This is a genomic window from Microbacterium sp. cf046, from assembly GCF_900114345.1.
Classification (GTDB): Bacteria; Actinomycetota; Actinomycetes; order Actinomycetales; family Microbacteriaceae; genus Microbacterium.
In genome coordinates this window covers 13251-35129 of sequence record NZ_FOZJ01000001.1, presented here as the reverse complement: position 1 = coordinate 35129, position 21879 = coordinate 13251, and the positions used below count along the sequence as shown (strand labels likewise).

Genomic DNA, 21879 nt, shown 5'->3' with positions numbered 1-21879 from the left:
GGGTAAAGCCTGTCAGGACTGCGCGCGGGTGTACTCACGTGCCCAGTCGGCCGTCGCGAGGAGGCCGCCGAAGGTGTAGAAATGCAGCTTCACCGGTCCATGGGCAGAGCCTTCGGTCGCAGGTCCCGCCTTCGCATCGGCTGCGAGCAGCGCCGACAGATCGGTGACGAAGGTGTCGGGACCGGCCGTGCCCATGAGGTTCGTGAGCGAGAAGCCGTACTTCTTCACGATCATCGCGTTGGCGCCGATGCCGAAGCGTCGCGCGAACCCGAGGAGCCGCTTGATGCCCGCGGGCCCGGGGGTCCCGATGCGGATCGTGCTGTTGATGCCGCGCGCGCGGACCTGATCGATCCAGGCGATCACCGGGTCCGTGTCGAACGCGAACTGCGTCAGGATCGTGGCCTGCAGCCCCTGCTGCGAGAGGGAGAGCGACTTCTCCTCGAGCGCGCGCCAGAGCACGTCGTTCGAGATGTCGGGGTGTCCTTCGGGGTAGCCCGCGATCGACACCTCCTTCACGCCGTAGTCCAGGAGGAGTCCGGTGCGGATGACATCGTAGGAGTCCTCGTACGGACCCTCGGGAGTGGTCGGATCGCCGCCGACGACGAACACGCTCTCGGTGGCGCCGGCGTCCTTCAGCCGGGAGAGGAACTCCTCGAGCTGCCCGCGCGATGCCAGGCGGCGCGCGGAGATGTGCGGAACGGGGAGGAAGCCGAGGTCGCGCACGGCCTTCGCGGCCGCGACCCGCATCTCGAGATCCTCATTGCCGAGGAACGTGACATTGATCTTCGTGCCGGCCGGGATGCTGTCCTTCGCCTCCATGAGACCGGGGACGTCCTTGCCCGTCATCTCGAGCGAGTAGCCGCTCACCAGCTCGAGGGCCGCCTGAGGATTGGCCGTGGCATGCGTGGTCTTCGACACTGATCGAGGTCCCTTCCGCTTTCAGCATGAGCGCTGCGATGCGCTTCCGCCAGACACGTTACCTATATACATAGGGAATGTCTATAGGTAAATTGGAGATGTGAGGATCACCCTCGAACGCGGCGATGGGGCCACGATGTACTCCCGATCAGTCGTCGGCGGAGCCGCTCTCCGGATCGTCTCCCGGACGGGCCAGCTCGGGAGTCTTCTGCAGCAGGCGGTGCAGGAGGGCGTTGAGCTGCGCGACCTCGGCGTCGGTGAGATCCGAGAGGACGATCTCCTGGCCCTGCAGCGACAGCGGCTTCATCCGATCGTGCATGTCTGCGCCGGCGCGTGTCAGGTAGAGGTGGCGCGAGCCGCGCTTTCCGTCGGCCGGGACGATGAGCTCGCGGGCGATGAGGGTGTTGACGCTCTTGGACACGATCGCCTTGTTCATTGCGACGAACTCCGAGATGTCGGTCGAGGTCGCCCCCGGGCGGATCGAGAGAGCGGAGATCACGCGCCAGTCGTTCGTGCCGAGGTTGAACGCGTTGCGCAGCATCCGCGATTCGCGCCAGACGAGCGCGTTGGAGATGAGGTGGAGCAGGCGCGGGGTGAAGGCGTCGGTGTCGATCACATCGTCGAGAGGCGTGGTGACGATCTCCGGCGCACCGACGAACAGCGGCACGGAATCTGTGTCCAGATCGCCTGTCAACCGCACTCCATTCCAGCGCCGGATCACGTCGGGATCCCTGCAGCGAGTCTAGCGAGCGGCCCTCTGGCCGACAGCGGACCCGACGGAGTGGGCGCCGCGACCGGCACCCTCGACCAGGTGAGCCGAGGATGTCGGCCGCGGCCCGTCATCAGTGCGCCTGCGCGGCGAGCGCCGCGGCGTCGATCGTCGCGATCGAGCGGGTGTCCTGGAAGGCGCGGATGCCCTCGATGCCCTGCTCCCGGCCGATGCCGGACTGCTTCATGCCGCCGAACGGCGCACGCAGGTCGAGGCGGGTGGCGCCGTGGTCGTTGACCCATACGTAGCCGCAGACCAGCTGCGAGCCGACGCGATTCGCTGCTGCGGGATCGGCCGTCCACACCGAACCGCACAGCCCGCCCCACGTGTCGTTCGCGAGCGCGACGGCGTCGGCCTCGGTGTCGAACCCGATCACCGGGATCACGGGGCCGAACTGCTCCTGCGTCACGACCCGCAGCGACGAGTCGGGGCCTACCACGATCGCCGGACGCAGGAAGTTGCCGCCCGAGAGCTCTCCACCGGGCAGCTCGCCGAACTCGCGCACATCGGCTCCGGCATCCTTCGCCTCCTGGATGATGTCCTCGACGAACGCCTTCTGCGCAGCCGAATGCAGCGGGCCCATCGTGGTGCCCTCGTCGAGGCCGTAGCCGATCACGGCCTTCTCGAGGCGCGCGCTGAGACCGGCGACGACCTCGTCGAGGCGCGAGTTGTGCACGTACACGCGCTTCGCGTTCATGCAGATCTGCCCGGTCGTGTCGAAGATGGCCGCGTACAGGCGGTCCAGGTGGGTGTCGTCCAGGATCGCGTCCTCGAGGAAGACCGCCGCGTCGTTGCCGCCCAGCTCGAGCGTCACGCGGGTCAGGGTCGAGGAGGCCATCTCCATCATCCGCTTTCCGCCGTTCACGCTGCCGGTGAAGCAGACCTTCGCGACGTCCGTGTTCTGGATGAGGCCGGCCATGTTCTCGTCCTTGCCGGTGACGACGTTCAGCACCCCGGGCGGCAGCTTCTCGGCGATCCGCTGCACGACGCGGGTCGTCGCCAACGGCGCGGAGGGCGGCGGCTTGACGATCGCGGTGTTCCCCGCCAGCAGCGCGTGCGGCAGGGCGGCGCCGAGGATCGCGATCGGCCAGTTGAACGGCACGATCACGGTGACCACTCCGAGCGGCTGGTACGAGACCACAGTCTCGACCGGGATGCCGGGTACCACGGGGAGCGTCTTGCCGGTGTCGACCTCGTCGGCGATCATGAGCGCGAGGTTCCAGCGGATCTCGAACACCAGCGCGTCGATCCAGCTCTCGAAGCGGATCTTGCCGTTCTCCTGCGACAGGATCGCGGCATCCGCGTCCCGGTCATCGGCGATGCCGGCGATCGCGTCGGCCATCTTCGCCGCGCGCTCGGTCGCGCTCAGGGCCGACCAGGCCGGGAACGCGGCCTTCGCGGCGGCGACCGCGTCGGCGACGTCCTCCTTCGATGCGGACGCCGCATGGCCGACCACGACGCCGGGCTTGCCCGGATCCGCGACGGCGAGGGTGTCGGCGGTGTGGCGCTCGACACCCCCGATGTACAGGCCCGTTCGGACGGTCTCCAGAGTTTCAGTCATGACGATCAAGCACCTCTCTGTGGCTTGCGGATTCACTTCCGGGCAGCGAACTGTGCCCTTAAACAAGTTTATGTACATCCCTGTTTACTTGTAAACAACATCGTGTTACTGTCGCCACGTCGAGGTCCGGAAGACGGATCCGACCACACAGCCGAAGTCGATGAAGACCACCAGCGGGTCCTTCGTCGGCGCATCGACGAGGAGGCAGAGATGGGTCAGACGTCCCTTTCGACGGGCGGCAGTCCGCACACCGTGGCCGAGCTGGAAGATCTCGCATTCGAACTCCGCTCGAAGCTGCTGCACCTGTGCGGAACCTACGAGGGCGCAGTGCACATCGGCGGGGACCTGTCGGCGGCTGACATCCTCACGGCTCTGTTCGAGTACGGACTCCACGTCGATCCGACCGATCTGCGCAACCCGTCGCGCGACCGGTTCGTGCTCAGCAAGGGCCACGCCGCGGTGTGCATGTACATCGCGATGTCGATCCGCGGGTTCTTCTCCTACGAGGGAATCGTCGACACGTACGGCCAGCTCGACAGTGCGTACGGCATGCACCCGTGCAAGGTGCAGCTGCCCGGCGTGGAGTGCTCCACCGGCTCGCTCGGCCACGGTCTGCCGATCGCGGTCGGCATGGCGCTGAGCGCCCGCGGCCGTGGTGAGTCCCACCGCGTGGTCTGCCTGCTCGGTGACGGCGAGACCGGTGAAGGGTCGGTGTGGGAGGCCGCGATGGCCGCCCGCAGCAACGAGCTCGGCAACCTGGTCGCCTTCGTCGACCGCAACCGCCAACTGATGACCAGCTTCGCCGAGGAGCGGGTCGTGTTCGAGCCGTACCCCGACAAGTGGGCGGCGTTCGGCTGGAACGTGGTGCACGTCGACGGCCACGACATGGGCCAGCTCGTCGACGCGATCGACGCGCTGCCCGAGACGAGCAGCGACCGGCCGACCGTCGTCATCTGCGAAACCGTCAAGGGCAAGGGCGTCGACTTCATGGAGCACAACCTGGCGTGGCACGCCGGATCGCTCGGCGCCGCCGACCTGGAGCGCGCGATGGCCGCGCTCGAAGCATCCCGCACGAAGGAGAGCGTCTGATGCCTGTCACCTTCACCTTCGGTGAGTTCCTCGGTGCCCGTTCGGTCATCGGAACGACCCTCGCCGAACTCGGCGAGGAGCACCCGAACCTCTGGGTCATCACGCCCGACATCGGCGCGACGCTCGTCGAGTTCCGCGACAAGTACCCCGATCGCTTCCTCGACGTCGGGCTGGCGGAGCAGGTCAGCGTCGGCATCGCCGCCGGCCTGGCATACGACGGGAACATCCCGGTGGTCTCCGGCATGCTTCCGTTCCTGTCCATGCGGGCGCTCGAGCAGGTCCGCTCCGACGTCTGCTATCCGAATCTGCCCGTGAAGATCATCGGCACCCACGGCGGCCTCGTCGGAAACGGCGGATCGACGCACTACGCGGTCGAGGACCTCGCCCTCATGTGCGCCTTGACGAACATGACGGTGACCTCGATCGGCGACCCGCTGATGGTCGGCGAGATCCTGCGGCAGTCCATGGCGATGCAGGGTCCGATCTACATCCGTCTCGCCGTCGGCAAGAAGGACAAGGTGCTCTACGAGCCCGGCCAGCACGAGATCCGCATCGGCAAGGGCATCATCGCCCGCCCCGGCACCGACGCCACGATCTTCACGCACGGCACCGTCGTCGCCCAGGCGCTGGATGCCGCCACGGAACTCGAGCGCGAGGGCTTCTCCGTCCGGGTGGTAGACATGTTCACCCTCAAGCCGATCGATGAGGAGCTGATCGCGCAGTGCGCGGCAGAGACCGGCGGCCGGTTCGTCGTCCTCGAGGACCACCTCGCCTACGGCGGACTCGCGTCACGCGTGGCCGATGTGATCGCCGATCGCGGCATCCACCTCAGTGCGTTCGAGCGTCTCGGCATCCCGCAGGTGTACGCGGGCTTCGGCGAGGACGAGCAGCTGCGAGACAAGCACGGCTACGGCCTGTCGGCCACGATCGCGGCCACCCGCCGGGCCATCGCCGCCGGCGACTGACCTTCGCCGAAGATCACCAGCTCGCTCAACGGAGAGACGAATGAGAACAGTCGCAGTCACCCGCATCGGGAGCCTCCGCGACCCCGACGAGACGACCCGAGGCGTGATCGGACTCGTCGACATGCCGCAGCCCGAGCTCGGCCCCGAGGACGTGCGCATCCGCGTCGCGTACTCGGCGATCTGCGGGTCCGACCCCCATCTGGCCGAGGGCTTCTTCGGCACGGACGTCCCCATCGGGCTCGGTCACGAGCTCTCCGGCGTCGTGGAGGCGCTCGGCTCGGCGGCGCACCGCAACGGGCTGAGGATCGGCGACCGGGTGGCCGGAAACTTCCTGCGGTTCTGCGGCACGTGCACGCCGTGCCGAACAGGGAAGCAGCAGTTCTGCGAGCACATCCAGGACTACAACCGCCCGGGCATGGCCGAGACCGTCACGTGGCACGAGTCGCAGGTCTACACGCTGCCCGACGACGTGTCGCTGCTCAAGGGCTGCCTGCTCGAGCCGACCTCGGTCGCGGTTCGCATCGCCGACAAGACGCACATCAAGGTCGGCGACCGCGTCGCGATCTGCGGGGGCGGGCCGATCGGACAGCTGGCCCTGCAGGTGATGAAGATGAACGGGGCCACGTCGCTGACGCTCATCGAGCCGATCGCCGAGCGGCGCGAGATGGCGCTGCGGCACGGCGCGGATGCCGTCATCGACCCGATCGTAGAGGACCAGTACGCGCGCGCCGACGAGCTCACCGGCGGCCGCGGCTTCGACGTCGTGATCGACGCCTCGGGATCGCCGCGCGCGGTGCGCGGGCTGCTCGACCTCGCCGCAAAGGGCGCGACCGTGATCTACGGAGCGATGTACCCGCACGACTTCGAGATGCCGCTGAACCTCTCCGACTATCTCTACCTGAAGGAACTGACCCTCACGGGCGTCTTCGTCTCGCCGTACGCGTTCCCCAGAGCCCTGCAGATTCTGCCGTACCTCGACCTCGACGAGCTGACCCGGGCGGTCTTCGACCTCGAGGACGCGGCCGAGGCGTTCGCGGTGCACGTGAGCGGCATCCACCCCAAAGTCGTCCTCCGCTGCAACGACATCGCCGATGAAGGAGGAGTCGCGTGACGATCATCGACGATTCGCCCGAGACGACCCTGCTCGAGCCGGTCCCCGCGCTCGAGGCGCGTGAGATCACCAAGCGGTTCGACGGCGTCCACGCCCTCGAGAACGCGCGGCTCTCGGTGCGGCCCGGTGAGATCCACGCGCTGCTCGGGGAGAACGGCGCGGGCAAGTCGACCCTCATCAAGGTCCTGACCGGGATCTACGCCCCCGACTCGGGAACCGTGCTCCGCAACGGCGACGTGGTCGAATTCGCGAACGTTCGAGTGGCCAACCACGCCGGTGTGGTCGCGCTGTATCAGGAGCTCTCCGTCATCCCGTCGATCAGCGTCGCCGAGAACATCCTGCTGGGCGATCAGACCCCCAGCCGCGCCGGCGTCGTGCAGTGGAGCACCCTGCGTCGCCGCGCCCGCGCCCAGCTGGACAGCATCAATCAGAAGATCCCGCTCGGGATGCTGGCCGGCGACCTGTCGCCGGTGCAGCAGACCATGGTCGCGTTCGCGCGGGCGCTCGCGATGAATGCGAACGTGCTGATCCTCGATGAGCCCACCGCGTCGCTGACCGACACGGAGATCACCGACCTGTTCGCAGTCCTGCGCTCGCTGCGCGACCGCGGCGTCGCCATCATCTACGTCTCGCACCGCCTCGAGGAGGTCTTCGAGCTCTGCGACCGACTCACGATCATGCGCAACGGGCAGACGATCGTCACGAAGGCCGTCGCCGACTCCCACATCGACGAGGTCATCTCGACGATGGTGGGTCGATCGGCCGGCGAGCTGTACCCCGACCGGGGAACGGCGACATCGACCGTGGCGCTCACGGTGCGGGATCTGGACGGCCGGCGTGTCAGGGACGTCTCGTTCGACGTCCACCGCGGAGAGGTCCTCGGAATCGGCGGACTCGCCGGGTCAGGGCGCAGCGAGCTGCTGCGCATCCTCTCGGGCGCCCAGAAGCACACCGCAGGAGAGATCACCGTCGGCGCGACCAAGCTGCCGAAGTCCCCCGGAGTGCCGAGGGCGCTGGGCGCCGGCATCGCGCTGGTCCCCGAGGAGCGGCGGGCGCAGGGGGTGATCCTCGGTGCATCGATCCAGGACAACATCGCAGTCGCGAACATCTCGGCGGTCAGCACGATGGGCGTCGTCTCGGGCGCCCGGATCACCGACATCACGAAGCGCGGGATGCTGGACCTCCAGATCAAGGCACGGAGCCCGCGTCAGCACGTGAGCGAGCTCTCCGGCGGCAATCAGCAGAAGGTCGTCCTGGCGAAGATGCTCGCCCGTCGCCCCGAGGTGCTGCTGATGGACGAGCCCACCCGCGGCATCGACGTGGGCACCAAGGCGGAGATCTACCGGCTGATCCGCCGGCTCGCCGAGGCCGGCACCGCGGTCATCACCGTCAGCTCCGAGCTGCCGGAGCTCATCGGGATGAGCGATCGGATCCTCATCATGCACGAAGGACGGATCTCGGGCGAGGTCGCCGCCGCAGAGGCGGACGAAGAGATCCTGCTGGCGTACTGCTACGGAAAGGCGGACCGGACATGACAACCTCTCGCAACCTGGGGGTGGAGGACGCCACCGACGTGCGGTCCGTGCCACGCCGATCGGTCGGCCAGAAGCTCCTGTCGTCGGGCACCGTGCTCGCGCTCGTCGTGCTGATCCTCTTCTTCTTCGCGATGCGACCGGACGTGTTCCTGAGCTTCACGAATGTGAAGAACATCCTGTACCAGGTCGCGATCCTCGCGATCATCGCAGGCGCCCAGACGATCGTCATGGTGGTCGGCGACTTCGACCTGTCCGTCGCGGCGACCTCCGCGCTCGCGGGCGCGGTGGCCGCATCGCTCATGATCAGCGGCTGGCCGATCGCGCTCGCGATCTTCGCGGCGCTGGTCGTCGGCCTGCTGATCGGCTTGGCGAACGGTCTGCTGATCGCGTACGTCAACCTGTCCGCGTTCGTTGCGACATTGGCGACGTTGACATCCGTGACCGGACTCGCGTTCATCGTCACGGAAGGCACGACGCTGTTCAACCTGCCTCCCGAGTTCAACAACCTGGGCCAGGGCAAGTTCCTCGAGATCCCGCTCCCCGTCTTCATCGCCGTCGGCATCTCGGTGATCCTGTGGTTCGTCCTGCGATTCACGACGCTCGGTCGGCGCTGGTATGCGACCGGCGGCAACGTGGAAGTCTCGCGGCTCTCGGGCGTCAACGTGCGACGCGCACGTCTTCTCGCGTTCACGGTCGCCGGCTTCGTCTCCGCGATCGGCGGCGTCCTCCTCGCAGCCCGGCTCGGCAGTGCCAGCGCGGTGCAGGGCGAGGACAATCTGCTGTTCTCCGTGGCGGCAGTGTTCCTCGGCATGACGATCGTGCGATCCGGCGCCGCGAACCTGGTCGGCACCATGGTCGGCGTCGCGATCATCGGCGTGATGAGCAACGGCCTGAACATCCTCGGAGTGAACGCATACGTCCAGCAGGTCGTCACGGGGCTCATCATCATCGCCGCCGTCACCCTTTCTTCCCTCAAGACCCGGGAGCGGTAGCGGCGGCCGGTCGCACCAAGGGGCGGGCGGCCCGATTCCGCCCGAGCATCACAGCACGCAACGCAATGACAACAAAGGAGTAGACACGTGCGTACGAAATTCAAAGCACTCGCAGCGGTGACCGCAGTGGCAACACTCATGCTGGCCGGATGTTCCGGCTCCGGCGGTGCGGGCGGCGACGCCTCCGCCGGATCGGACGAGCCGTTCAAGGTCATCGCCTTCACGTCCGGCAACCAGACGCCGATCGGCGCCTGGTGGGTCAAGGCGGTCGAGGCCCAGGCGGAGGAGCTCGGCTGGGACCTCACGATGATCCAGGGTGACTTCGACTTCCAGAAGATGAACCCGGCCGTCGAGAGCGCGATCGGCCAGGGCGCCGACGTGATCCTGGACGGCTACACCGACGTCGCCTCGATCGGCTCGATCGTCTCGGCGGCCAAGGACGCCGGCATCCCGATCTTCGCGATGGACAGCGGCACCGAGCCGACCGACGCGTTCGCGATCAACATCACGACCGACCAGCAGGGAATCGTCGACAGCACCCTCGGAGCGTTCGACGAGAGCCTCGACGGCCTCGACGGCAAGACGATCATGGTCATCGGCCACGACCCGCACGCCGGTATCCGGATGCGCTCGGGTCTGGCCGCCGCCGACCTCGAGGCGGCGGGCGCGACGCTCGCCGGAGGTGAGATCCAGCAGGTCGTCTCACCCGCGACGGGCCGCACCGAGGCGCTCGCGCTGGTGGCCGACTACCTGACCGCCAACCCCGGCGGCCTCGACGGCGTCTGGGTCGGCTGGGACGACGCGGCGCTGGGTGCCGCGCAGGCCGTCACCGAGGCCGGTGCGGATGCGAAGGTCACGGGCGTCGACGCCACCAGCGAGGCGATCGCCGGCATCGAGGCGCAGGGCGCCTTCCTCGCGACGGTCGAGCAGCCGTGGCCCTCGATACTCGACTCGCTGCTGGAGCACGTCCTGGCCTACCAGGAGGACGGCACCATGCCCGACTCGAACTTCGAGGCCGTCGGCACCACCCTGGTCACGATCGACAACGCGTCGTCGATCACGCCCTCGGACAAGCTCGAGTAGAGCCGTCCCCTTTGCCGTGGGGAGCGCGCAACCGCTCCCCACGGCGCCACCTGCCCGGCCATCCCCGCACCCTTCGTAGAGAGTCTGCACATGCGTTTGAAAGGCAAAGTCGCCGTCATCACCGGCGGCGCAAGCGGCATCGGCCGCGCGACCGTCCTGAAGTTCGTCCGCGAAGGCGCCCAGGTCGTGATCGCCGACATGAACCTGGCGCAGGCCGAGAGCGTCGTCGCCGAGGTGGAGGCGCTCGGCTTCGCCGGAGCGGCCACCGCCGTGCAGACCGATGTCTCGGTGTACGCGGATGTCGCGGCCGCGGTGGCGCGGGCGGTCGAGGCGTTCGGCCACCTGGACGTCATCTTCAACAACGCGGGCATCGCCGGCGGCAAGGCGCTGCTCGACCACGACCCCGACGTCGACTACGCGCCGATGATCCGCATCGACCAGGACGGCGTCTACTACGGCATCCTCGCGGCGGGGCGTCAGTTCCGAGACCAGGGCACCGGCGGTGTGATCATCAGCACCTCCTCCATCTACGGCGAGCAGGCGGCCGAACTCGCCTTCACCTACAGCGCCGCGAAGGCCGCGGTCATCTCCTTCACGCGCTCAGCCGCATACGAGCTGGCCGAGTACGGCGTGCGCGCGGTGGCGATCACGCCCGGGCGCGTGGGAACCGCGATCATCAACCAGTTCAGCGATGAGCTGAAGACCACCTTCGCGTCCGAGCAGCTGCGCGGCACGATGACGGCGCCCGAAGAGATCGCGGATGTCGTGGCGTTCCTCGCCTCCGACGAGTCCAACGTGATCAACGGCACCGTCGTGCACGTCGACGACGGCTACTCGGTGTTCAAGAAGCGTCTCGACCTGCCGACCTTCTGACGGCCATCAGGAGCATCGAATGACCCGCGACTCGACAGCCAGCACCCACCTCGACGTGGCCTGCCACATCAACGTGCTCATTCCGGATGCCGCGCCCGCCGATCTGCCGGCGGCGCTGCGACCGCTCGCGGAGGCCGGGTACTCGCGGATCGTCCTGCCTCCGCTGGACCCCGCGGCCACCGACACCGACGCGCTCGCCCGTGTGCTCGCCGACCACGGCATCGCGCCCATCACGATCGCCGGCGGCCAATCGGGCGGAGCTGACGTGTCCTCCGAAGACCCTGGTGAGCGCGCGGCGGGCGCTGCGCTGCTGCGGAGCATCGTCGACATGACCGCAGACCTCGGCGGCGACCAGATGAACGGCGTGCCGTACGGCCCGTTCGGGCCGCCGCCCGGGCCCACTTCTCGCGCCGCGGTGGAGCGCTCGGCCCGGGAGGTCGGGGTGGTCGCCGACTACGCGCACGAGCGCGGGATCACGATGACCTTCGAGGTGCTCAACCGCTACGAGACCTCGCTCGTCAACACCGCCGCCGAGGCGGTCGCCTACGTCGGGATGAGCGGGTCCGATCACCTGCGGATCCACCTCGACACGTTCCACATGGCCGTCGAGGAGGCCGACGTCTCCGAGGCGATCCGCACCGCGATGCCCGTGCTGGGCTACCTCGAACTCGGCCAGTCCGGCCGCGGGATGCTGAGCACGGGCGCGCTGGACCTGCCCGAGATCGTGCGCACGGCGCTCGATGACGGCTACCAGGGCAGGTGGGGGATCGAGGCGTTCTCGCGTTCGGTGCTTTCCGCCCCGGTCGCCGACATGCTGGCGATCTGGCGCGCACCGTACGACGATGGAGCGGAGCTCGCCGCAGATGCGATGCGCGTCATCCAGCGCGGCTGGTCGGGCAGCATCGCCGGTCGACGTGCACAGCGCCTCTCACGCGGCGTCCCCGCCTGACCCGTCCTCAGCACCGACTTCCGATTCGACGACGAGAGAGAAGACCCATGAGCACCGTGACCGACACCGAGCAGTCCCTCATCGACCCCGCCGCGTTCGCCGGCAGGATCTTCATCGACGGCGAGTGGGTCGCCGGAGGCGGCGGGGAGATCCCGTCGATCGAGCCCGCGACAGGAGAGACCCTCGCCATGGTGGGCATCGCCGACGCGGCCGACGTCGCTCGCGCAGCCGAGGGTGCGGTCCGTGCGCAGAAGGAGTGGGCGGCGCTGCCGCACCCGGCGCGGGCGGCAGTGCTGCGGAGGGCAGGACAGCTCTGGGAGCAGCACGCCGATGAGATCGGCGGCTGGAACATCCGCGAGGTCGGCGCGATCCCGCCGCTCGCGGGTTTCGCGCTGCACGTGACCGCGGCGGAGTGCTACGAGGCATCCGCGCTGCCGTCCGCCCCGCTCGGATCGATCCTCTCGAGCGAAGAGCCTCGCCTGTCGCTGGCCGAGCAGGTGCCGGTCGGGGTGGTGGGGGTCATCTCACCGTTCAACGTGCCGCTCATCCTCGGCATCCGGGCCGTCGCCCCGGCGCTGGCCCTCGGCAACGCCGTGCTGCTCAAGCCCGACCCGCGCACCGTCATCACCGGCGGCGTGTCGATGGTGCGGATCTTCGAAGAGGCGGGACTGCCCGCCGGACTCCTGCAGCTCGTGCCCGGAGGCGCCGAGGTCGGTGAGGCGATGGTGGCCGATCCCCGCGTGCGGGTGATCGCCTTCACCGGCTCCACCCGCGCCGGTCGCGCGGTCGGCGAGCTCGCAGGGCGGCACCTCACCCGCGCGCACCTCGAGCTGGGCGGCAACTCCGCGTACGTCATCCGTGCGGATGCGGATGTCGACAAGGCCGTGAACCTCGCCACCTGGGGCAGTTTCCTGCATCAGGGGCAGATCTGCATGACGGTGGGCCGGCACATCGTGCACGAGTCGCTGTTCGACGAGTACGTGGACAAGCTCGCGGCCAAGGCCGACTCGATGCACGTCGGGGATCCGGCAGCCGGTCAGGTGCACCTCGGTCCCCTGATCGACGAGGTGCAGCGTGACCGCGTCCACACGCTGGTTCAGGATGCCGTCGCCCAGGGCGCCGAGCTTCGGTCGGGGGGCACCTACGATCAGCTGTTCTACCGCCCGACGGTGCTCGCGCACACCCCGCGGGATGCGGCCGCATACTGCGACGAGGTCTTCGGTCCGGTCGCCTCGGTCGTCTCGTTCTCCACCGACGCTGAAGCGGTCGCGCTGGCAGGCGAGACCGACTACGGGCTGTCGCTCGGGATCGTGACGGCTGATGTCTTCGCCGGCCTGGAGATGGCACGGCGCATCCCCACCGGCATCGTGCACATCAACGACCAGACCGTCAACGACGAGGCGAACACGCCGTTCGGCGGGATGGGCGCGTCAGGTACGGGGTCGCGGCACGGCGGCGGTCAGGCGAACATCGACGCGTTCACCGAGACGCGCTGGATCACAATGCGCCGCGAACCGGGGCAGTACCCCCTCTAGCCGCCGGGTCGGCGGTCCGGCGTACGCTCGCAGCATGGCCGACCTCGACGATGTGCGGCGCATCGCCGCAGCGCTGCCGGGCAGCGAGGAGCGCGCGACGACCGGTGGTGCGGCGTGGTTCGTGCGCAACAAGCTGTACGCGTGGGAGTGCCATCCCTGGCCGAGCACCCCAGCCGAAGTCCGCGAGATCCTCGCGACCGAGCTCGTGCTCGGCGTCAAGGTCGGCGACCCGCTCGACAGACTGGCGCTGGTGGAGATGGCGCCCGAGGTCTTCCTGCGCGCCACGACGAGCTGGGGCGAGCCCAAGGTCGCGTTCCGCATGGCCGGCATCGAGCAGGACCACCTCGCCGAGCTGGTGATCGAGGCGTGGCGCATCCAGGCTCCGCAGTATCTGCGGCGCGAGTTCGATGAGGCGAACGCGTAGCGCGTTCCCGCGGGTCACTCGGCGGCGGGCTCGCCCTCCACCACGGACTTCAGGCCGTCCAGCATCATCTGCCAATTCCCTGCAGCGTGCTCCGCGGCCTCGGAGGTGGGGTTGTTGTCCTGCTCGAGCCGGACCTCCGTGCTGCCCCCGCGCGGAGTGAGCGTGTAGGTGAGGGTGTGGTGGTTCTCCGGCACGTCCGGCCGGCCGCCGAGCGGGCTGAAGTGGGTGTGCTTCAGCAGCCGTGGCGGCTCGACTTCGAGGATCTCGCCGTGGTCCTCGTACGCCTTGCCCTCGTATTCGCCGCTCCACGTGATGGGGCTCCCGGGTTGCCAATCCGTCCGCAGGTCCGTGCCGAAGTAGTACTTCTTGACGGCTGCCGGGTCGGTCATGGCCTGCCAGACCTTCTGGGCGCTCGCGTCGATCACGACGGCTGCAGTTGCGATGTGACCTGTCATGAGTCCGGTCTAGCCCGCACTTCTCTGCGTGGCAACGGGTTGCGCGAGCGACGATTCGATCGGTCAGGATCGGAGAAGTACGCGGGCGCGGTTGGTCGTAGCGTGTTCATGGGCCGAGGAGCGGCCGTCAGACGAAGACAGAGGAGCATCACATGGCTGAGAAGACCGCTGGGCTTTCCAAGGAGGAGCGCGAGGCCGTCAAGCAGCGCGCTGCCGAGCTGCGCGCCCAGGAAAAGGCCGGGAAGTCCCGCGCCGCCGGTGAGGAGGCGGTCCGCGAGGCGATCGCCGCGCTGCCGGACGACGACCGCGCGCTGGCAGCGGGGATCGATCGGATCGTGACCGAGGTCGCCCCGCAGCTCGTCCCGAGGACCTACTATGGCTTCCCCGCGTACGCGAATGCCGACGGAAAGGTCGTCGTGTTCTTCAAGGCGGCGTCGAAGTTCACCACTCGCTTCGCGACGCTCGGCTTCGAGGATGCCGCGCAGCTCGATGACGGCGACCTCTGGGCGACCTCGTACGCGGTGCTCGCGCTGACCCCGGAGACGGAGAAGAAGATCGCGGCGGCCATCCGCAAGGCCGCCGGCTGATCGTCCTCCGGAGCGATCGACGGGACGCGACGAGTCAGCGCGGGTCGAGGATTGTCGATCGCGTCCGGCCACAGGCCGGCCACCAGCCGACCGAGCAGGGCGGGTTGGCGGACACTTTTCGGGACGTTCCTACTTGGCCGAGGTATTGAGTTCCACAGCCTCTGCGACGAGCGCCTTGACCGCCGCTTCGTCCACACGGCTTCCCTCGGAGTAGTCGATCGCTCTGACCACCTTGCTGTCCAGCCGGGTGTTGAAATGGTCGCTGCTCCTCATGCGGGCGCCCTTCGCGAACGTCAGCCGTACTGCGCTCTTCAGCACCTCGACGAAGCAGACGTCTCCGTCGTGCGTCCAGAACGGGACGCCTTCCGGTTTGGACGGCTTCTTGTATTTGACCGCCTCGATGGCAGCCGGATCGGCGGCTCTGATCGCACGTCGCAGCGCGAGCAGGACATCCCGCTTCCAACCACTCTCGTTCGCGATGATGTCGTCGATCTGCTCGGTATCGGACTTGTCACTCATGCGCGAATGCTCTCGAAAAGTCGCGACGAAATCAATGACGACGTCGGTCGAAGGGGCAGTCGCGGCCCATCCCTGAGCGGGCCGAATCGCCCTCCCGACCAGCAAGAGGTGCCCGCCAGGCGGCTGGCCGACGTCAGCGTTGGGCCAACCACCGTGAGCGGGAAGCCCGCTGAAGCGCTGGACTCGATGCACTCGCATTGTGGCGATCAGTACGCCGGATGGGGTCCTGAAGGTCCGCTGCTACGGTGCGCGACGCTTCGCCGACGCCGTCATCGCCGCCTGCCGAGATACTGTGAACCGAAACACGGCGGCGGAAGGGCAGATCATGCGCGTTGCACCTCGGGTTTGGATCGGCCTCGCGATCTACCTCGGATATCTCGTCGTCATCTTCACTGTGACGAAACTCAGCGGCGTCCAGTTCACCGACATCGGGAAGTCCGCCGACTTCACCTGGCGGGGCGCGGTCCTCGATCTCGCCGTCGCCGCCGTCCTCCTCGCGATCACGACCTCCCTCCTCGGCTGGTGGAGGCCCGCCCTCTTCGACCGGAAACGGTCCCATCACAAGTGGCCGATCTTCGTCCCGGCGATCATGGCGGTCGTCGCACTCTGGAACCTGTTCTCGACGGACTGGACGAAGTTCGACGCGTCGTTCATCCTCTCCCTGATCGCGCTCGGCCTGTGCGTCGGGTTCTGCGAAGAACTCATGTCGCGCGGCCTCCTGTTGACCGCCTTCCGGTCACGATTCCGGGAGGTCTGGGTATGGCTGTTCACGTCCCTCCTGTTCGGCGGGATGCACCTGATCAACGCAGCGTTCGGATCCCCGTTCGGGTCGGCCCTGTCGCAAGCCGGGATCGCGGCCATGTCCGGAACATGTTTCTACATAGTCCGCCGCGTCACCGGGTCTCTCGTGTGGGCGATGGCCCTCCACGGTCTCTGGGACGTCGCCGCGTTCTCGGTCGGGTTCGCGCCCATCGGCGTCGCCTGGGGCGTCCTCCTCACGCCCTTCATCGGACTCCTCGCGGTTGCCGTCGTCTGGTGGGTCATCAAGGGAACCGACGAGAAGCTCGAGATCCCCGCCGCCGACGCGCGGCGTCCTGTCGCTGCGTAGCCCAAGCACGCCGACAGGCCCGAAAACAACGCCTGTCGTCTCGATCGGGCATGTCATCCCCTGCTGAGTCGTGGTCGGCCGCGTTCGATTCCGGAGGATGGCGGGACGTTGGTCCCTGTCATCGACTGGCGCATACCGGACGATGAATACCCTGACCGTCTCGAGGCGTCGATCACGCGAATGCCGAGATGAGCGCCGTCGCGAAGGAGGTCAGAAACGGCGAGAGCACGCCGAGGATCGCGATGGGGCGCCGGACGTAGGACCGGTCGACGCCGATGCGCACGACGAGGCGCTCCCGGGCATCCGCGCTCTCCTTGTCGGGGATGCCGGCCGGGTCGTCGGGCACCGCGCGGCGCACCAGCTCGAAGCTCGTATCGCGCCACCCGACGAGCACGGGAACGAGGATCGCCGCGAGGATGATCATGAAGAAGATGCCGTAGCCGATCACCTGCCACCCCGAGAAGTCGCTTTCGGGCACGCCGGCTTCGATCGCGGCGTTGCGCATCAGCGCCGTGTTGATGACCAGCGTCGACAGCAGCAGGCCGAGCGCGAGGCTCGATCGCTCGAGCGCCTGCCAGATGGCGTCCAGCTCGTTGACCGCCTTCAGGATGCCGAACCCTTGGTCCGGCGTCGCACGCAGCTGCTCCCGCAGCGCGCGCACCCGCTCATGGGTGATCCACAGCAGCAGGAGCCACGGGGCGCCGGCGACCCAGCCGAGCACTGTGAGCGCGCGCACGATGAGGATCACACCGGGACTGCCGACGCTTCTGCCCATCTCGACGGTGAGGACGAGCAGGAGCGTCGTCGCGGCGGCGGCGAGCACGACGTAGAGCGCGATCGCGCCGATCAGCCAGCGGGCGCTCGGCGTCCACATCGACGGGAGTCGCCGCAGCCGACCGACGCCGTCGACGAACACGAAGGCCCAGGCCATCAGCCCGACGGTCGCCGCGATCGCCCAGACTGCGAAAGCGCGACCCATCGGCTCGCCGCCTGAACCAGCGCGCTCGACCACGAGGATGCCGAGGAAGACCGCCACCGCAATGACCACCGTCACGGTCGCGCGCAGCACCGGCGCGAGGCTGAGCGAAGGGCGTGTCATCGTTCCTCCGCTCGGACCAGTGCGCGCATACGCGGGGATTCTCGCAGGATCGGATCGCGCGCGGAACCCCGGATGCCGCGGCAACGTCGACAGGGCCGGCCGCACGCGTGGGCGATCAGTCGGGAACGATCTGCACGCTCGCGATCCGATCGTCGCGCAACGTGAAGCGGAATGGGCTCGTGCCGTTGAACCCCTTCCCCGTGACCTGGAGGTGTACGAGGTAGGTGTCAGAACCGGCCTGTTCTGCAATGTCGACGAGCGCGAAATGCGACTCCTTGCCGATGTTGTCGGTGCGATCCCACTCGCGGATGCCTTCGTGGCCGCGCGCCACGCGCCCCCAGTCGTCAAGGGTCCCGTCCTCGGTGAACGCCGCGACGAAGGCATCGGAGTCGCCTCTGTTCGTGGCATCGATGAAGGCGGCGATGGGTGGCGGGATCGAACGCATGAATCGATCGTCGTGCCCGACCCACAACGGATCGCTCGGTTCCGCGCGCGCAACGTCGGCGACCTCTTCCTCGGGGCGGGGCGCGATGTTCTCGTCGACTTCCAGCTCGGGGATGCTCGACTCGCCGGACTCGGGAATGTGCCCGTGGGGAGTCTGCTCGCTTCCGCTCATGACGCCGTTCCTTCTGCTGGGAGTATGGACAGCGTAGGCCTCTTGCACTGCAGGGCGGGCAGGTCGACGGCATCCTCCACGTCGAAGGCTGGGTGCCGCAAAGATTGGTCACCGCCACGGGACCGAATCCGCTGCCGCGTTAGGCCCGTCCTCGGACTCCCATATCGAGGCCTCGCACGCTCACGCAGGGCGATGTCCGATCGGGCCGCCGCTTGCTTGGTATCCCTTCGCCTCAAGAGACGGGCGTGGACGCAAGGAGCGCGAGCTTGTCGGCATTCGGGGAGCCAGGCAGGGCGTGGTAGATCACGAGCATCATGCCGTCGCTGCCGGAGATAGCGAGCTTTTCGCGGTCGACCTGGAGTTTGCCGAGCTGCGGGTGGTCGAAGTGCATGGTGGCCCCCTGTCGAACACGGATCTCGTGCCGTGCCCACAGCTGCCGAAACAGTGGCGATGCGAGTGACAGCTCGCCGACGAGCTCGATGAATCGCGGATCGTCCGTGTCGGTGCCCACCGACTGCCGGAATCCTGCGACGAGCCCGGCCGCCGCCTGCTCCCAGTACGGCTCGAACAGGTCGTGCTCAGCGGGATCGAGAAAGAAGTCACGCAGTCGGTTGCCGCCCACCGCGAGACGCGGCGACAGGGCCGTCGCCAGCGTGTTCGCCGCCAGCACGTCGAGATAGCGACCTTCGACGAATGCGGGAAACGGCAGTTGTTCGATCAGCCGCAAGGTGTGCGGGGCAACCGTCTCCACCCGACGGCGTCGGACCGTCCGCCGGGTGCGCGGCGCCGCCAGCTCGAGCATGTATGTCGCCGTGTCGGGATCGAGCTGGAACACACGCGCGATCGACTCGAGCACCTGGCTGGACGGGTTGCGGTCGCGCCCCTGCTCGAGCCGCAGGTAGTAGTCGGCGCTGATGCCCGAAAGCATCGCGACTTCCTCACGCCGCAGCCCCGGTACCCGTCTCACGCCGACGACCGGGATACCGAGCTGCTCAGGGGTGACGAGCTCGCGGCGAGCACGCAGGAAGTCGCCGAGCTCGTTCGCCGCCGCATCCGTCATGCCGCCAGCGTAAGCCCCCGGTCTCCGGGCATCATGGTCCCGCCGCCCCCAGGATCGACGGGAACCTGGATGCATCGGCGTCACGGGATCAGGCTGAGAGCATGACCAACGAACAGCCTCCCGTCCTCGTCACCGGCGGCGCCGGATTTATCGCGAGCCACATCATCGCCGCCCTGATCGATCACGGCCATCGTGTGCGAACCACAGCACGCTCTCTCGATCGTGAACCGCAGGTACGCGAGCAGCTCGCACGCCTCGGAGCCGACCCCGGCGACCGGCTCGAACTCTTCGCGGCGGATCTGCTCGACGACGCGGGTTGGGCGGCTGCCGTCGAGGGCACCGACTACGTGGTTCATGTGGCGTCGCCCGTGATGCCCGGACACGTCGAGAACGAGGACGATGTGATCGTACCGGCGCGCGAAGGCACCTTGCGGGTCCTGCGCGCAGCGCAGGGCGCGGGAGTGAAGAGAGTGGTGCTGACGTCTGCGTTTCACGCGATCGGCTTCGGCTGGGGCCGCACCGACCACACGTTCACCGACGAGGACTGGTCGCCGCTCGATGGTCCCGGCATGGACGCCTACGGACGGAGCAAGGTGCTCGCCGAGCGCGCCGCATGGAGCTTCGCCCGCGAATCAGGCATGGAACTCGTCGCGCTCAATCCGGTCGCGGTGCTCGGTCCGGTCGTCTCGTCGTCGGTCACCGGTGGCAATGCGATCGTGCGCCGCATCCTCTCAGGGCAGCTGGATTCGTACCCGAACCTGTGGATCCCCATCGTCGACGTGCGGGACGTCGCCGTTGCGCACGTTCTCGCGATGACGACCGCGGATGCTGCAGGGCAGCGGTTCATCGTCGGGAGCGGTGATGGCCTGAAGCTTGAAGAGATCGGGGCGATCCTGCGGGCGCATCTCGGTGACCGGGCATCCCATGTCACGACGAAGACGACACCGAGCGCTGCGATCCGCGCGGCAGCCGAATCGAACCCGGCTCTGCGCGGACTCGCCGACGACGTCGACATAGTGAAGCGAATCGACGCGTCCAAGATCCGACGAGTTCTCGGCTGGCAATCCCGCCCGCTCGACGAGACCGTGGTCGACGCCGCCGTAAGCATGCTCGATCTCGGCGTCGTCCCGCCGGCCGCACACTGACGCCCACCCGTCGCGGGCCGCGTCAGTCGCCGGGTCCACGGGTTGACCCGTACGCGGGTTGAGCGAGTTGCTCGAGCAGCTCGGCTGCCCGGGCGGCTCCGCCGAGCGCCTGCAGTTGTACACCGACGCGTTCTGCGGCGTCCCGGTATGACGGGTCTGTCGTGACGGTGTCGAGTCCGGCGGCGACCTGAGCCTTGGTGGGCGTGCCGGTTTTGAGGTTGACTGCTGCTCCGGTCCATGCGACGCGGGAGGCGACCTCAGGTTTGTCGAGGTCGCCTCCCGCGATCACGAGGGGGATGCCGCGGGCGAGCATCGCGAGCGTCCCACCCCACCCTCCATTCGTCACGGCGACATCCACCCGTGGAAGGAGCTCGCCGTACGGCAGGATCCCTGCGACGCGCGTGTTGGCAGGGATGGGGAACGGCAGCTCATCCTCTCCGGGGACACCTGTCGTGACCACCACGAGAAGATCGTCGCGGTCGGCCAACGCCGCGAGCGTGGGAAGAATGAGATCGGTCGGATCGACGTTCTGCGTCCCCTGCGTGACATGCACGACCCGTCGACCGTCCACGTCGCTCTTCCACCACGCCGGCATCGCCGGCGACGCCGTCCGCGGCGTCCGGAGCTCGCCCACGAAGTGGAGGAAGTCGGGCCTGTCGGTGCGCTCGAAGTCCAGCAGCGGCGATCCGCTCGCAACAATGAGCTGTCGTGAGAAGGTGATCTGCTCCATGTTCAGCCCGCGCGGCTGGAGGCCGATGGAATTCTCGGATCTCGCGATCGCCGTCGCCAGCGATCGGGCGAGGAGCGGCGCAATCGCGCGGAGGACGGCATCCCTCCCCTTGGTGAACGGGTTCGTGCCGGGCCACAAGCCCATTCCGGAGGGAGGACCCTGTGTTCCGGCGAGATTGAGCGGGGTGATCGAGATCGTCGCCCATGGGCCGCCGTTCTGCGCGGCGTACAGCGCAACGCCGATCGAGACGTCGTCGCCGGCGATCGCATCCCACGGTTCCCTGTCCCATTCGTCCCGAAGATCTTCCACCTGCGCGGGAGAGGTGTTGATGAAGACATCTTCGACGTTGATGAGCAGCTGACCCAGACCCTTCTTGCCCCGGAGCCGTGGGAACGTCGCGGCGAGGTTGTTCTCATCGAAGTCGGGAGCGTGATGCCACGGCACGAGCCGGGCACCCGACGACTCCACAGGCCCGCGGAACGCCGCGCCCGAGTAGACCCGCACGTCATGTCCACGGGCGACAAGCGCAGCCGCAACCGCGCGGACGGGGTTGATGTGCCCCGTGAACGGCATTGCCGAGAGCAGGAAGCGGGCCATGTGACCCACAATGCCCTGCGGACCACGATCCCGCGACCGAGTGGATTCGCCGCGCTCGCCATGAAGCTCCTTGACGCGACTCAAGAGGAGGTCGCGATCTCCGAACTCGCTGCGGCATAATCACCAACAGCTGAACTCGCACGGTGTTGAGAAGCTCCA

22 protein-coding genes are annotated in these 21879 nt (G+C 67.9%); 13 read left to right on the top strand and 9 right to left on the bottom strand.

Annotated features, from left to right (window positions below):
- Positions 1-12 precede the first annotated feature (12 nt).
- From BM349_RS00175 to BM349_RS00165, 3 genes are all read right to left on the bottom strand, one after another.
- Positions 13-846: a methylenetetrahydrofolate reductase gene (locus tag BM349_RS00175; protein WP_139230893.1), complete on the bottom strand. Its 834-nt coding sequence runs from the start codon at positions 844-846 to the stop codon at positions 13-15.
- Between the two features lie 220 nt (positions 847-1066).
- Complete coding sequence (locus BM349_RS00170) at positions 1067-1585, bottom strand: MarR family winged helix-turn-helix transcriptional regulator (protein WP_139230856.1); 519 nt, start codon at positions 1583-1585, stop codon at positions 1067-1069.
- A gap of 175 nt (positions 1586-1760) precedes the next feature.
- The gene (locus tag BM349_RS00165; protein ID WP_091700760.1) at positions 1761-3248 is read right to left on the bottom strand and encodes an aldehyde dehydrogenase family protein; all 1488 of its coding nucleotides are present in this window, start codon (positions 3246-3248) and stop codon (positions 1761-1763) included.
- A gap of 210 nt (positions 3249-3458) precedes the next feature.
- Here BM349_RS00165 and BM349_RS00160 point away from each other — a divergent pair, with 210 nt between their 5' ends.
- From BM349_RS00160 to BM349_RS00115, 10 genes are all read left to right on the top strand, one after another.
- Complete coding sequence (locus tag BM349_RS00160; protein ID WP_091700757.1) at positions 3459-4337, top strand: transketolase; 879 nt, start codon at positions 3459-3461, stop codon at positions 4335-4337.
- Positions 4337-5302, top strand: a complete 966-nt coding sequence (locus tag BM349_RS00155) for a transketolase family protein (protein ID WP_091700754.1) — start codon at positions 4337-4339, stop codon at positions 5300-5302. The genes BM349_RS00160 and BM349_RS00155 overlap by 1 nt, the downstream gene beginning before the upstream one ends.
- Positions 5303-5342: 40 nt before the next feature.
- Positions 5343-6413, top strand: coding sequence for a zinc-dependent alcohol dehydrogenase (locus tag BM349_RS00150; RefSeq protein WP_091700750.1), 1071 nt, complete (start codon positions 5343-5345; stop codon positions 6411-6413).
- On the top strand, positions 6410-7948 hold the full coding sequence (locus BM349_RS00145; RefSeq protein WP_254773662.1) for a sugar ABC transporter ATP-binding protein: 1539 nt from the start codon (positions 6410-6412) through the stop codon (positions 7946-7948). The genes BM349_RS00150 and BM349_RS00145 overlap by 4 nt, the downstream gene beginning before the upstream one ends.
- On the top strand, positions 7945-8940 hold the full coding sequence (locus BM349_RS00140; RefSeq protein WP_091700746.1) for an ABC transporter permease: 996 nt from the start codon (positions 7945-7947) through the stop codon (positions 8938-8940). The genes BM349_RS00145 and BM349_RS00140 overlap by 4 nt, the downstream gene beginning before the upstream one ends.
- Positions 8941-9027: 87 nt before the next feature.
- The gene (locus tag BM349_RS00135) at positions 9028-10023 is read left to right on the top strand and encodes a sugar ABC transporter substrate-binding protein (protein ID WP_139230855.1); all 996 of its coding nucleotides are present in this window, start codon (positions 9028-9030) and stop codon (positions 10021-10023) included.
- A gap of 90 nt (positions 10024-10113) precedes the next feature.
- On the top strand, positions 10114-10896 hold the full coding sequence (locus BM349_RS00130) for an SDR family NAD(P)-dependent oxidoreductase (protein ID WP_091700737.1): 783 nt from the start codon (positions 10114-10116) through the stop codon (positions 10894-10896).
- Between the two features lie 19 nt (positions 10897-10915).
- Positions 10916-11845 carry a sugar phosphate isomerase/epimerase family protein gene (locus BM349_RS00125; RefSeq protein WP_091700734.1) on the top strand — a complete coding sequence of 310 codons (930 nt, stop codon included), beginning with the start codon at positions 10916-10918 and terminating at the stop codon, positions 11843-11845.
- 47 nt (positions 11846-11892) lie between these two features.
- Positions 11893-13380: a benzaldehyde dehydrogenase gene (locus tag BM349_RS00120; protein WP_091700730.1), complete on the top strand. Its 1488-nt coding sequence runs from the start codon at positions 11893-11895 to the stop codon at positions 13378-13380.
- Between the two features lie 34 nt (positions 13381-13414).
- Positions 13415-13804 (top strand): MmcQ/YjbR family DNA-binding protein, encoded by a 390-nt coding sequence (locus BM349_RS00115; RefSeq protein ID WP_091700727.1) that lies wholly within the window; start codon positions 13415-13417, stop codon positions 13802-13804.
- 14 nt (positions 13805-13818) lie between these two features.
- On the opposite strand, the gene BM349_RS00110 is transcribed toward BM349_RS00115, so the two are convergent.
- Positions 13819-14259 carry an SRPBCC domain-containing protein gene (locus tag BM349_RS00110; protein WP_091700723.1) on the bottom strand — a complete coding sequence of 147 codons (441 nt, stop codon included), beginning with the start codon at positions 14257-14259 and terminating at the stop codon, positions 13819-13821.
- A gap of 152 nt (positions 14260-14411) precedes the next feature.
- Between BM349_RS00110 and BM349_RS00105 the strand changes: the two genes are divergently transcribed.
- Positions 14412-14846: a hypothetical protein gene (locus BM349_RS00105; RefSeq protein WP_091700720.1), complete on the top strand. Its 435-nt coding sequence runs from the start codon at positions 14412-14414 to the stop codon at positions 14844-14846.
- Between the two features lie 129 nt (positions 14847-14975).
- Here the strand turns inward: BM349_RS00105 and BM349_RS00100 are convergent, their stop codons facing one another.
- The gene (locus BM349_RS00100) at positions 14976-15365 is read right to left on the bottom strand and encodes a DUF1801 domain-containing protein (RefSeq protein ID WP_091700716.1); all 390 of its coding nucleotides are present in this window, start codon (positions 15363-15365) and stop codon (positions 14976-14978) included.
- A 325-nt stretch (positions 15366-15690) separates the two neighbouring features.
- Here BM349_RS00100 and BM349_RS00095 point away from each other — a divergent pair, with 325 nt between their 5' ends.
- Positions 15691-16473 carry a CPBP family intramembrane glutamic endopeptidase gene (locus BM349_RS00095; RefSeq protein WP_254773661.1) on the top strand — a complete coding sequence of 261 codons (783 nt, stop codon included), beginning with the start codon at positions 15691-15693 and terminating at the stop codon, positions 16471-16473.
- A gap of 172 nt (positions 16474-16645) precedes the next feature.
- Here BM349_RS00095 and BM349_RS00090 read toward each other — a convergent pair whose 3' ends face one another.
- The 3 genes from BM349_RS00090 to BM349_RS00080 form a co-directional block, all read right to left on the bottom strand.
- Positions 16646-17572 carry a hypothetical protein gene (locus tag BM349_RS00090; RefSeq protein ID WP_091700713.1) on the bottom strand — a complete coding sequence of 309 codons (927 nt, stop codon included), beginning with the start codon at positions 17570-17572 and terminating at the stop codon, positions 16646-16648.
- A gap of 115 nt (positions 17573-17687) precedes the next feature.
- Positions 17688-18188 carry a nuclear transport factor 2 family protein gene (locus tag BM349_RS00085; RefSeq protein ID WP_254773660.1) on the bottom strand — a complete coding sequence of 167 codons (501 nt, stop codon included), beginning with the start codon at positions 18186-18188 and terminating at the stop codon, positions 17688-17690.
- 232 nt (positions 18189-18420) lie between these two features.
- Positions 18421-19248, bottom strand: a complete 828-nt coding sequence (locus BM349_RS00080; RefSeq protein ID WP_091700709.1) for a helix-turn-helix domain-containing protein — start codon at positions 19246-19248, stop codon at positions 18421-18423.
- A 101-nt stretch (positions 19249-19349) separates the two neighbouring features.
- Here BM349_RS00080 and BM349_RS00075 point away from each other — a divergent pair, with 101 nt between their 5' ends.
- Positions 19350-20393: an NAD-dependent epimerase/dehydratase family protein gene (locus tag BM349_RS00075; RefSeq protein WP_091700705.1), complete on the top strand. Its 1044-nt coding sequence runs from the start codon at positions 19350-19352 to the stop codon at positions 20391-20393.
- Positions 20394-20415: 22 nt separating this feature from the next.
- Here BM349_RS00075 and BM349_RS00070 read toward each other — a convergent pair whose 3' ends face one another.
- Positions 20416-21720, bottom strand: a complete 1305-nt coding sequence (locus tag BM349_RS00070) for a nucleotide disphospho-sugar-binding domain-containing protein (protein ID WP_091700700.1) — start codon at positions 21718-21720, stop codon at positions 20416-20418.
- Between the last annotated feature and the right edge of the window lie 159 nt (positions 21721-21879).